Raw genomic sequence first — 12,296 nt, forward strand, 5'->3', positions numbered from 1 at the left:
TAGATCATGATTTCAGAAGCTCAATTACAAGATGAGTTATCCATTATTATAGCCAATGCTATTAGAGAAGATGTAGGCGAAGGCGATCATAGTTCTTTAGCGTGTATTCCAAAAGAAGCGCAGGGAAAAGCAAAATTATTAGTAAAAGACAATGGGGTAATAGCTGGTGTTCAATTTGCTAAAATGATTTTGAATTATGTAGATCCATTATTAGAAACTGAAACCTTTATTCATGATGGTCAACAGGTGAAGGAAGGAGATGTAGTTTTTTACGTAACCGGTTCGTCACAATCGATACTGAAGGCAGAACGTTTTTTGTTGAATTCTATGCAGCGCATGAGCGCCATTGCTACTAAAACTAGATATTTTCAGGATTTATTAGCAGGAACTCATACCAAAATTTTAGATACACGAAAGACAACACCAGGAATAAGAGCATTGGAAAAATGGGCTGTAAAGATAGGTGGAGGTGAAAATCACCGTTTTGCTTTGTACGATATGATCATGCTAAAAGATAATCATATTGATTTTGCTGGCGGAATCACCAAAGCCATTGAAAAAACACAACAATATTTGTCCGAAATTCATAAGGATTTAAAAATTATAGTAGAGGCACGTGATTTAGCAGAGGTAGAAGAAATTTTACAAAGCGGCGGCGTTCACCGTATTTTACTCGACAATTTTTCTTTTGAAGATACCAAAACTGCCGTGGCTATGATTGGCGATCAGTGTCAAACAGAATCTTCTGGAAACATAAATGAAGAAACTATTAGAAAGTATGCCGAGTGCGGTGTAGATTATATTTCTTCGGGTGCACTTACGCATTCTGTTTATAATATGGATTTAAGCTTAAAAGCAATGTAAATGTCTGCAGAAGTAGAAGCGAGATTGCAAAAAATACCCGTTGTAAAAAATCTTGTAAAGCTTTTGAAAGGTGTAAAACTGAAAGCTTTAGAAGGTTTGTCGCTCTACGATGTATTGGAAATGTACACATACGGAATTGTAAAAGGTGCTTTAACGTATAGAGCTGCTGCAATTTCGTATAGTTTTTTTATCGCAATATTTCCGTTTTTACTGTTTTTGATGAACTTGATTCCATACGTGCCTATAGAGGATTTCCAGCATAATTTTTTGGCATTTGTAGAGTCGCTGTTGCCACCCAAAACGGCGTCTTGGTTTGATCCGGTTTTAGAAGATATTGCCAATCGTAAACGAGGAGGATTGTTATCATCGGTTTTTCTTTTGTCTATTTTTTTAATGGCGAACGGAATCAATTCCATTTTTGGAGGATTTGAAAATTCATATCATAAAAAAATCAAAAGGAATTATTTTCGGCAATACGCAGTTTCGGTTGCGGTAGCGCTTATGTTAGCCATTCTATTTTTGGTGTTTACCGTGCTTTATCTATACTTTGAGGTAGATTTTGACGAATTTATGCGTCGTAGTTTTACCACGTACGGGCAAATTGCCAGAGAAGATTCGGGATTTTCATTTGTGAAAGTTTTGTTATTTGTAGGCTTAATCTATTTATCAACTTCAATTTTATATTATTTTGGTACTGTTGACGGGAAAGAATCACGTTTTTTTTCGTCGGGAGCATTGTTAACCACCATTTTAATTATTGTAACCACCTACCTTTTCGGTATTTATATTGAAAATTTTAGTCAGTATAACGAATTGTATGGTTCCATTGGTGCGTTGTTAATCTTTATGTTGTACATCTGGTTGAATTCCAATATTTTATTATTAGGTTTTGAACTGAATGCTTCTTTAACAAGTCTGAAAAATAAATTTTGATATGTTGATACAAAAAATAGTTCTGGTATGTCTTTTGGTAGTTATTCAATTTTCTGCTTTTTCGCAAGAGGTAGTCGGAAAATGGAAAATGATTGATGATGAAAATGGAAAAGCCAGATCTATTGTTCAGATTTATGAAAAGGACGGGAAAATCTTCGGAAAAGTTTTAGAGTTGCTAGATCCTAAAAAGAAAGATGCCGTTTGTAAAGAGTGCGATGATTACCGAAAAGACAAAAAAGTAGAAGGAATGGTGGTTATTGAAGATATGCAGAAAGAAGGCAGTACTTATAAAGACGGACAAATATTAAATCCAGATTCAGGAAAATTCTATCGATGCAAAATTTGGTTAGATGAAGATAATTCAGAACTTTTGCATGTGCGAGGCTATCTAGCGTTTTTCTACAGAACTCAAACTTGGCACCGCGTTAACTAACCAGAAATTTATACATGGCATTCTTTGTAGATGTTATTTTGCCTATTCCGGTAAAGCGATATTTTACATATTCAATAAATGAGGAAGAAAGTAATTTTCTAGTTCCGGGAATGCGCATTGCAGTTCCTTTCGGAAAGTCAAAAATCTATGCCGGAATTGTTCATGCAATTCATCAAACGCCACCAATACATTACGAGGCAAAAGAAATTCATCAGATTTTAGATGAAATGCCAATTGTAAATTCCATTCAATTAAAATTATGGGAATGGATTGCACAATATTATATGTGTGCTGTTGGCGAAGTGTATAGAGCTGCCGTTCCAAGTGCTTTTTTGTTAGAGAGCGAAACCATTATTCAACTGAATAAAGAAACTGTAGTTGACGATCTAGAATTAAAAGATGATGATTTTCTAGTGTACGAAGCCTTGCTGCATCAACCCATTTTAAGAATTCAGGAAATCAATGCAATCGTTGATAAAAAAACGATTCTTCCCATTATAAAACGATTGCTTGCCAAAAATATAGTTACTGTTCAAGAGCAGATTTACGAGCAATACAAACCAAAATTAATTCGATTTGTTCGTTTACATGAGCAATATGCTTCAGAGGAAGCTTTGCAAAATTTGTTAGATCAACTTTCAAGAGCCAAAAAGCAGAAAGAAGTTATTTTAACCTTATTCAGTTTGAGTGCAACCACCCGAAAACCTGTTTCGGTTGTGGAGCTAGCCAAAAAAAGTAACGTATCTACTTCTGTTGTAAAATCGCTTATAGATAAAGAAATTCTGGACGAATTTTATCTACAACAAGATAGAATTCAGTTTGAAGGAAATGAAGAAATGATTTCAAAAGAGTTGAATGAGTTTCAAGAAAAAGCGTTAGAAGAAGTTAAAAGTTCTTTTGAACAACATCAGGTTACATTATTACATGGAGTTACTTCTTCCGGAAAAACAGAAATCTATGTAAAGCTTATTGAAGAAGCCTTGCAAGCTGGTAAACAAATCCTGTATTTATTACCTGAAATTGCACTAACAGCACAGTTAATTACCCGATTGCAACAATATTTTGGTGAACAAGTAAGTGTATATCATTCTAAATACTCAGTTCACGAAAGAGTAGAGGTTTGGAATAATGTTTTGGAAAACAAATCAAAAGCTCAAATAGTTATTGGAGCGCGTTCGGCAATTTTTCTTCCATTTTCTAATTTAGGATTAATTGTGGTTGATGAAGAGCATGAAGGCACTTTTAAACAATACGATCCTGCGCCGCGTTATCAAGCAAGAGATACAGCTGTAGTTTTAGCTGCTATGCACAATGCAAAAGTATTATTGGGTTCGGCTACACCAAGTTTAGAAAGCTATTACAATGCTCAACAACAGAAATATGGATTAGTTTCGCTTACAAGAAGACATGGAAATGTATTGATGCCAGCAATGGAATTGGTAGATATCAAAGAAGCACACCGTAAAAAAAGAATGAAAGGACATTTTTCTGAACGCTTACTGAAAGAAATGGAAGCTGCTTTGGAAGAAGGCGAACAAATTATTTTGTTTCAGAATAGGAGAGGATTTGCACCCATTTTGGAATGTAATACTTGTGGACATTCACCGCAATGTCCTAATTGTGATGTAAGCTTAACCTATCATCAATACAAAAATCAGTTGCGTTGTCACTATTGTAGTTATCATATTGCCATGCAAAAACAATGTTTGGCTTGTGGAAGTACAGAGTTAGACACAAAAGGTTTTGGAACGGAACAAATAGAAAAGGAGCTTCAGGAACTTTTTCCTGATTTGAAAGTGGGGCGAATGGATTTAGATTCTACACGCGGTAAGCATGCTTATGAAAAAATAATTACAGCTTTTGAACAACAAGAAATAGATATTTTGGTGGGTACACAAATGCTCAGTAAAGGACTCGATTTTAGAAATGTAACCTTGGTAGGGGTGATGAATGCTGATAATTTGATCAACTTTCCTGATTTTAGAGCGCATGAAAGAAGTTTTCAGCTATTGTTGCAAGTTGCCGGAAGAGCAGGGAGAACACAAAAAAGAGGAAAAGTACTCATTCAAACCTACAATCCATATCATCAAATTTTACAACAAGTAACGGTAAACGACTATGATGGAATGGCAAAAGAACAATTGAATGAGCGCTATCAATATAAATATCCTCCATTTTACAAGTTGATAAAGTTTACATTGAAGCACAGAGATTATACAAGAGTAAACGAAGGAGCTGATTGGTTTGCCAAATCATTACGTAATAGTTTTGGTGCACAAGTTTTAGGACCGGAATTTCCGCCGGTTTCCAGAATTAGAAATCAATACCTAAAAAATGTGTTATTGAAAATTCCGCCAAAACAATCTCTTCAAAAAACAAAAGAACAAATCGAAAAGATTTGTTCTAGTTTTGATGCAATTCCCAATTATAAAGGAGTTCGTGTTGTCATAAACGTAGATAACTATTAAGAGAATTACTCTTGAATATTTTCAAGAGCCTCCGTAAGTGTAGCTTTTTTATTTCTACTTAATGGTAGCGATTCTCCAACTACTTCTACAAATTTACTATTGAATTTATCAACACGTTCTAGGTTTACAATGTATGATTTATGTATTCTTAAGAACTTATCAGCTGGTAATTCGCCTTCAAAAGCCTTCATTGTAGACAATACAATAATATTACTTTCATCGGTTACTACTTTAATGTAGTCACCTAATGCTTCCACCCATTTAATGGTAGCTAAGTAAACTTTACGCTTTTTAAGGTTACTTTTTACAAAGATGTGTTCATCGTCTTCTGTAAAACCTTTATTATTGATAAGCTCGTGTTGTGTAATGGCTTTTTTAACAGCCAACTCAAATCTTTCAGGCTTAACAGGTTTTTGAAGATAATCGGTAACATCATACTCAAATGCTTTTACAGCATATTCAGCTTTACCGGTTATAAGAATAATCTGTGGTTTCTCTTTTAAGGACTCCATTAAGTCAAACCCGGTAATTACGGGCATCTCAATATCCAAGAATACAAGGTCAATAGCATTGTTTTTAAATGCATTTTTCGCATCCATACCATTAGAACACTCTGCCACCAAATTTAGTGCTTGGTGTCCCGAAACCAATTTAGATATGGCTATTCTTTGAATCGCGGAATCGTCAACTATAATACAATTAAGCTTCATAAATATGAATTAGTTCAGGTTAGAGTTGGAGTTCATAAAGCAATTTTACTAAAAAAAATCAACAATATCAATGTATTAATGCGGTTGAAAATTTATTTTTACTGATAATAGAAAAATATTTGCTAATTAGTATTAAAATAGTAATTTTGCGTCCTCAAAAAACAAATTAATTTTTTTATTATGAACCATTACGAAACTGTTTTCATTTTAAATCCCGTTTTATCTGAGACTCAGGTAAAGGAAACAGTTAAGAAGTTTGAGGATTTCTTAACCGAGAAAGGTGCAGAGTTTGTATCTAAAGAAGACTGGGGTCTTAAAAAATTAGCGTATCCTATTCAAAACAAGAAAAGTGGTTTTTATCACTTATTCGAATTCAAAGTAGCTGGTGAAGCTATTGATGGTTTTGAATTAGAATTTAGAAGAGATGAGCGCATTATGCGTTATTTAACTGTGAAGTTAGATAAGCACGCTATCGCTTGGGCAGAGAAAAGAAGAACTAAATTAAACGCTAAAGCTTAAGAATTATGTCATCTATAGAACAACAAGCAAAAGGGAAAAAAGACGGAGAAATCAGATATTTAACTCCGTTAAACATAGAAACTACTAAAACTAAAAAGTATTGTCGTTTCAAAAAGTCAGGTATCAAATATATCGATTATAAGGATCCTGATTTCTTATTGAAGTTTGTAAACGAACAAGGTAAAATTTTACCACGTCGTTTAACAGGTACTTCTTTAAAGTATCAAAGAAAAGTGGCTACGGCTATTAAAAGATCACGTCACTTAGCATTAATGCCATACGTTGGTGATATGTTGAAATAATAAAAGAGCAAACAATGGAAGTTATATTAAAGAAAGACGTACAGAATTTAGGATTTAAAGATGATCTTGTAACTGTTAAGAATGGTTATGGGCGTAATTACTTAATTCCTCAAGGGTTTGCTGTTTTAGCTACACCATCAGCGAAAAAAGTATTAGCCGAGAACTTAAAACAAAGAGCATTTAAAGAGCAGAAAGAAGTTGCAGAAGCAAAAGAAACTGCAGAAGCTCTTAAAGCATTAGAAGTTAAAATCCCTGCAAAAACAGGAGGTGGAGATAAATTATTCGGATCTGTTTCTAACGCAGATTTAGCTGAGATCTTTGCTAAAGAAGGTCACAGTATTGATAAGAAATTCATCAATGTTGCAGGTGGTACTATCAAAAGAACTGGAAAATACAATGCTGCTGTGCGTTTGCACAGAGAAGTTATTTTAGACTTTCCATTTGAAGTAGTTGCAGAAGCTAACTAATTAAGATAGTTTACAATATTTTCAAAAGCCTTTCGGATTTTCCGAAAGGCTTTTTTATTTGCTACTATGTTAATAGAATTCTTTATAAAATATTAAATCTTTAAAAAATTGATTTCTGAATATTAATTTTATATTTATGGAATCATTTTTTTAACAAACAAATATTTTAAACCGTTTTATTAATAATGAAGCCAGTAATTTTAAAATTAACGATCCTCTTTATGATTACTTCATTCAGTTTCTCCTGTAAACAGGAAGCAAAGAAAGATGCTGTAGTAGATTTCTATGAATCAGAATTTTTTAAACGTGTACAAATGGAATCCATTTTCAAAGATTCCAAAACATTTGTAGACATGACTCCAAAAATTTCTAAAACTGAAATATTAGAGAAGTATGAATTGGAAAAGGATAAACCACATTTCAATTTAGAACATTTTGTACAGGATTATTTTCTACCTGTTACTGCACAACAATCTCATTTTATTACAGATACTACAAAAACTATGTACGAGCACATCAGTAGTATGTGGCCTGTTTTAACAAGAAATGCAGATAAATACCATCCGTATAGTTCATTAATTCCTTTGCCGGAACCGTATGTTGTTCCTGGTGGACGCTTTAGAGAGATTTACTATTGGGATAGCTACTTCACCTTGCAGGGGTTGCTAGTGGATGGTAAGGAAGTTTTGGCTAAAGATATGGTTGATAATTTTTCTTTTTTAATAGATACCCTAGGATTTATCCCAAACGGAAACAGAAATTATTATTTATCTAGGTCACAACCTCCATTTTATGCCATGATGGTACATTCAGTTGCAAAACATGATGCAGCCACATTCATGAATTATTTTCCATTTGTATTGAAGGAATATGAATATTGGATGAAAGGATTCTCAAATTTGGAGAAAGCATTTGAACCCGTTAATGCAGTAGTGAAAACAGATGACGATACTTTTTTAAATAGATATTGGTCGTATTCAAATACACCTAGAGAAGAATCATACAGAGAAGATGTGCATTTGGCTGAAAATATTCAATCTTCAGAAGCGCAAAAGGAATTGTACCGAAATCTTAGATCAGCTGCAGCTTCAGGGTGGGACTTTAGTAGTCGTTGGTTTGAGAAGGAAGATGATTTTAGCTCTACTTTTACAACGCAGTTGGCTTCGGTAGATTTAAACTGTTTGTTGTATTTTATGGAGACTCAACTAGCAGAAGGCTTCGCGATGAAAAATGATTCCGTAAGTAAGGTATTATATCAAGAAAAGGCGAATAAAAGAAAAGCATTTATTCAGAAAGAATTTTGGAATGAAGAGAGGTCTTTCTTCTCAGATTTCAATCTGAAAACACAAAAACCGACCAATGAAATCACGCTGGCTGGTTTATATCCATTATACTTCAAAATAGCTACAAAAGAACAAGCTGAGGCTGTGAAGAATACATTGATGACACAGTTTTTGAAACCAGGTGGATTGGTAACAACTTTACGAAATACAGAACAACAGTGGGATGCTCCAAACGGATGGGCGCCGTTACAATACATGGCAGTTCATGGTTTATTGCACTACGGTTACAGAGATGAAGCAAAGGAAATTATAACACGCTGGTTAGATTTAAACGAACGTGTTTATAAGAATACGGGTAAAATGATGGAGAAATATAATGTAGAAGATATGGATTTGCTTTCGGGCGGAGGTGAGTATGAAACTCAGGATGGTTTTGGTTGGACCAACGGAGTTGCATTAAGTTTTAAAGCCACTTTAGACTCGATTAAGTAATATTTATTTCGTATTTTTCTTTAACGATAATTGAAAGGATTCCTTAGTGAATCCTTTTCTTTTTTGTAACTGATATACCCCAACCGGAATCAAACCGCAAACGGTTAAAAATATTCCTAATATCAAAAGGTAATTTGGGTTGGCAAATGTATTTCCAGCGGCTAGAATTCCTAAAATCAATAAGGTTGATATGGGTAACGAAAGTGCTAAAATATTAATTCCGTAGGTTGGAAGAAATGTTGTTTCAGTTTGATCATTCTCTAATTCTTTTTTAGATACTGAAGCAATATGAGCAAACGGCCAAAAACTACAAGAGCTCAGGCAAAACGCTGTAAGAACCAATATATCCTGAGGAACTTTTAGAGGAATTACATAAAATACAAGACTTAAAACAACCAATGTTACTCCTGCTCTTAACAGTAGTAATGCGGTTATTTGTGCAAATTGCTTTTTTTGAACATTTACAGCAAGACCAATATATAAAAGAACCAAAGGTGTCATAATGTATTTCAGTTTCTCTAAAATACTCTGCAAAACGAATGGGAAAGATGCAGAATGAATATTGAAACTCACTAAAAGAAGCGCTACAAAAATAAAAATGTTTACAGGTTCTGAAATCATTCTGATAGCTAACGATTTTAATTTAGAGCCTGATGCTTCCTCATGATTTGATTTGGTAAGTTTTACATGCCAGTTCATGGCTACAGAGTACAAAATAAACAATACAAATATTTTATTCCCTAAATCGGTCATGGCTGCTTTTGCAAGATATTGATCACCTAAAAATTCAGAGATAAATGCAAAACACGAAAGCCCAGGAGCTAATGACGGAATAAGAAGTTTAGCGGTTCTGTACTTTGGAGTTCCTTTTTGAATTCCTAGTAATGGAAGTACCCAGGGAAAGATGAAAAATAAAAAAGCATTGAAAGCCAAAGCTACTACAGGAAGTAATAAAAGCTCTGTTTTAATTTGAATATCTATCAATGCCAGAAAAATAGTAGCAGGTAACGCCAGGTTTAAAATGATGGTTTTAATACCTGTTAATTCTTCCTTTGAAGAAAATTTAGCCTTCAGTACATATCCTATAAGAATGAAGGCTAAAAAGACTAATGTTTTTTGAAGTGAAATATCCATGAATTAAGCTAGGATTTCATCCATAGCTTCAAAGAAATATTGCATTTCTTTTGGTTTTCCCATACTTACGCGACACCAGTTCTGATCCCAGAAATTAAAGGCTCTTACTACTATTTTTTTAGCGTAAACTTTTTCTAAAAATACGTCTCCTTCCATATCTATTGGAAAAATCACAAAATTGGTTTGCGATGGCATGTAATCTATTCCTTTAGATTTTAAATACGCCATGGTATCTATTCTGGCTTTTGTAAGTTCTGTTTTACACATGTCTAAATATTCGGCGTCATCAAGACTTGCATTTGCTGCGGCAATAGATGGTCCTGTGATTCCCATTCCGCCACGCGTAATTTCTCCAATTTTGTTAATAATATTTTCACTTGCTGCCATATAACCAACACGTAAACCAGCCATTCCATGAATCTTGGAAAAAGTTCTGGCTACCATAACATCATGTCCTTTTTCAACCAAATGAACCATACTGTTTTTCATGCCAGCTTCAGAAAGTTCTATATAAGCTTCATCAATGAAAATGGGTACTTTTTTGGAAACACGCTTACAAAAGTTTTCCAGTTTTTTTGGATTGGTAAGTGTAGCTGTTGGGTTATTTGGGTTTGTGATGTAAACAAGTTTGGTATCAGCATCTATAGCTGCTTCCATAGCATCTAAATCATGCTGATAATCATCTGTAAGTTTGATAGGTTTCCATGTACCTCCAGAAGCTTCAGCTACTGCGACTAAAGACATATAACTTGGATCTGCACTGATGATATTTCCACCATTTTGAAAATAGACCATAGCAACCTTCTCTAAAAGGTCTGAAGATCCTGGTCCCATCATGATTTGTGATGGTTTTACATTTTCATTTTTACAAATTTTAGTTACTAATTTATTCAAACTTCCCCATGAATAGTGATTTCCTTCAACAACAGCTTTTGCAAAGGCTTCTTGCGCCTTGTTTGAAGGTCCATAAGGATTTTCATTCCAAACAAGTCTTGCTTTTACAGTAGAAAGATCTGGGAATTTTGGTGGCGTGAACTCATTAAATAAAGCATCGTTATCAAAAAGAAACTTTCTTTTTTGTAATTGAGCAGCTTCAACCTTCGATGCCCAAATATCGGTTGGTGTCATAGTAATAGCTCCTACAGCCAAAGCGCTTCTTTTAATCCAGTTTCTTCTATTTAATGCATTCATGATTAACTTTATTTAACGTTATTGTTAAAATTAAGTTAGAATCATAAAATTTACAATGTTCTTTTGGTAAAAATGAAGAATTATCCTAGCGATAATGAATTTATGGTTTTGATCTTTTATCAAATTTTGAATTTAGTACAAATTCTCTTAATTGATGATTACTTGATATTGAAGCACAACTTGTCCTTTTCTGCTTTTTTTTGAAATGATACCACTTGATTGTTCTTCAAAAATGGGACGTGATTGATATCCTAAAGATAGCTTACTGGAATGACCATTAAAATACCAATTGATACCAGCGTCATATACGGTAACAGGATCTGCAAGAGCATCAAAATTTGAATGCTGAATGGCGATATTTGGTTGAAGCTGTCCTCTGTATGAAGTAGATCCAAGCATGTTTTTTCCTAGAAGATAACCAAATTGTAAAAACCACGTGTTTCCGGTCCCATTCATTGGGTAATCATTCCCAGAACCATTGAAGGACGTACCACCGTCAGTATAGTCGTTTGCTCCCACATTGCGTACATAATCTTTTCCAAAATTGGTGTCATAATATCCTAGATAGAAGGTAAGTGCTGTGGCTTTTTCTATGTTTAAAGGCGTGTCATAAAATATTTCTGCTGCCCAGTTCTTAAAATCATACAGTTGTTCTTCGCCGTTTTCAAGTCGGGACATCATTTTTGGTTCGTACAAAGCTCCAATTCCAATATTTAGAAGTCTTTTTTTACCTAGATATGTGCTGTTGCCTCCACTATACGCGGTTTGATTACTTTCATTTTCTAAAACTTCGTATTTCACATAAGCAGATGAGCGCATTCTGGGATTATTCAAGGCATAATCTGTAATACCTTCTTGTGCTACTACACCATATTTTACAGGTTTTTTTAAAGATAGGACGTAGTCAAATTTACCGATTTGTCCTTTTGCCCAAATACCAAAACCTCTACCTACATCATCATTTTTATTTACACTAAGTAGCGAATACAAAGGCGCATCTACAGCCATTAATGTTCCTGAATTTCTAACCAAGTTTCTGCTTAAACCTTCCCAAGCATTTTTTCCAATACCTATTGCAAACTCAGGGGCAAATGTATATTCAGCATTTAAATCTAATACACCAAATCGCCATTCTTTTTCAGTAGCTATATTTACATTGTTACCACCAAATAAACCATATACGAAGAGCTTAGGAGTTAATTGAGCTTTAAGATTAATTCTAATTCTGCGTATGGAAAAATCTACTCCATTATCGGTAAGTTCTCCATTTACGGTAGTACCGGGATTCATATCCATATACCGAGCCCAAAACATAGCTCTTACAGAACCTTTTATGTAGGTTTTACCAGTTTCGTCTAAATTCAACTTTAACTTTGGACTTTGCGAGTAGGAAACGGAAAGAATTAAAAAACAACTTAGAATAGTAAGTAATCTCATGTGTTATATTTCTATAATTACAGCATAAAATTAGTAGTAATTGATGTTTGAGACTAGTATTTT

General features: G+C 34.0%; 12 protein-coding genes. 8 read left to right on the forward strand and 4 right to left on the reverse strand.

The genetic code is table 11. From position 1 onward, the window contains the following. Nucleotides 1-6: 6 nt before the first annotated feature. The 4 genes from nadC to priA are packed head-to-tail and all read left to right on the forward strand — an operon-like array spanning nucleotide 7 to nucleotide 4,698. Nucleotides 7-864: a carboxylating nicotinate-nucleotide diphosphorylase gene (nadC, locus tag BM383_RS05615; RefSeq protein WP_093023883.1), complete on the forward strand. Its 858-nt coding sequence runs from the start codon at nucleotides 7-9 to the stop codon at nucleotides 862-864. Then, nucleotides 865-1,797: a YihY/virulence factor BrkB family protein gene (locus tag BM383_RS05620; RefSeq protein ID WP_093023885.1), complete on the forward strand. Its 933-nt coding sequence runs from the start codon at nucleotides 865-867 to the stop codon at nucleotides 1,795-1,797. A 1-nt stretch (nucleotide 1,798) separates the two neighbouring features. Then, the gene (locus BM383_RS05625) at nucleotides 1,799-2,230 is read left to right on the forward strand and encodes a DUF2147 domain-containing protein (protein WP_093023887.1); all 432 of its coding nucleotides are present in this window, start codon (nucleotides 1,799-1,801) and stop codon (nucleotides 2,228-2,230) included. A 14-nt stretch (nucleotides 2,231-2,244) separates the two neighbouring features. Beyond that, nucleotides 2,245-4,698, forward strand: a complete 2,454-nt coding sequence (gene priA, locus BM383_RS05630) for a replication restart helicase PriA (protein WP_093023889.1) — start codon at nucleotides 2,245-2,247, stop codon at nucleotides 4,696-4,698. A 5-nt stretch (nucleotides 4,699-4,703) separates the two neighbouring features. Here priA and BM383_RS05635 read toward each other — a convergent pair whose 3' ends face one another. Further along, a complete protein-coding gene (locus BM383_RS05635; protein WP_093023891.1) occupies nucleotides 4,704-5,408 on the reverse strand; it encodes a LytR/AlgR family response regulator transcription factor in 705 nt (234 codons plus the stop codon). Between the two features lie 180 nt (nucleotides 5,409-5,588). On the opposite strand from BM383_RS05635, the gene rpsF reads away from it, so the two are divergent. The 4 genes from rpsF to treF all read left to right on the forward strand — a co-directional run bounded on the left by rpsF (nucleotide 5,589) and on the right by treF (nucleotide 8,471). Then, on the forward strand, nucleotides 5,589-5,927 hold the full coding sequence (gene rpsF / locus BM383_RS05640; protein WP_093023893.1) for a 30S ribosomal protein S6: 339 nt from the start codon (nucleotides 5,589-5,591) through the stop codon (nucleotides 5,925-5,927). Between the two features lie 2 nt (nucleotides 5,928-5,929). Continuing rightward, nucleotides 5,930-6,229, forward strand: coding sequence for a 30S ribosomal protein S18 (gene rpsR, locus BM383_RS05645; RefSeq protein WP_177229071.1), 300 nt, complete (start codon nucleotides 5,930-5,932; stop codon nucleotides 6,227-6,229). A 14-nt stretch (nucleotides 6,230-6,243) separates the two neighbouring features. Further along, nucleotides 6,244-6,696 carry a 50S ribosomal protein L9 gene (gene rplI / locus BM383_RS05650; protein WP_093023897.1) on the forward strand — a complete coding sequence of 151 codons (453 nt, stop codon included), beginning with the start codon at nucleotides 6,244-6,246 and terminating at the stop codon, nucleotides 6,694-6,696. Between the two features lie 221 nt (nucleotides 6,697-6,917). Continuing rightward, nucleotides 6,918-8,471 carry an alpha,alpha-trehalase TreF gene (treF, locus tag BM383_RS05655; RefSeq protein WP_093023899.1) on the forward strand — a complete coding sequence of 518 codons (1,554 nt, stop codon included), beginning with the start codon at nucleotides 6,918-6,920 and terminating at the stop codon, nucleotides 8,469-8,471. Nucleotides 8,472-8,474: 3 nt separating this feature from the next. Here treF and BM383_RS05660 read toward each other — a convergent pair whose 3' ends face one another. From BM383_RS05660 to BM383_RS05670, 3 genes are all read right to left on the reverse strand, one after another. Further along, the gene (locus BM383_RS05660; protein WP_093023901.1) at nucleotides 8,475-9,605 is read right to left on the reverse strand and encodes an AEC family transporter; all 1,131 of its coding nucleotides are present in this window, start codon (nucleotides 9,603-9,605) and stop codon (nucleotides 8,475-8,477) included. A 3-nt stretch (nucleotides 9,606-9,608) separates the two neighbouring features. Next, entirely contained in the window at nucleotides 9,609-10,796 is a 1,188-nt protein-coding gene (locus BM383_RS05665) for a pyridoxal phosphate-dependent aminotransferase (protein ID WP_093023903.1), read from the reverse strand. A 147-nt stretch (nucleotides 10,797-10,943) separates the two neighbouring features. Next, nucleotides 10,944-12,233 (reverse strand): porin, encoded by a 1,290-nt coding sequence (locus BM383_RS05670; RefSeq protein ID WP_245766535.1) that lies wholly within the window; start codon nucleotides 12,231-12,233, stop codon nucleotides 10,944-10,946. Nucleotides 12,234-12,296 lie beyond the last annotated feature (63 nt).

Source organism: Pustulibacterium marinum, assembly GCF_900116665.1.
Classification (GTDB): Bacteria; Bacteroidota; Bacteroidia; order Flavobacteriales; family Flavobacteriaceae; genus Pustulibacterium; species Pustulibacterium marinum.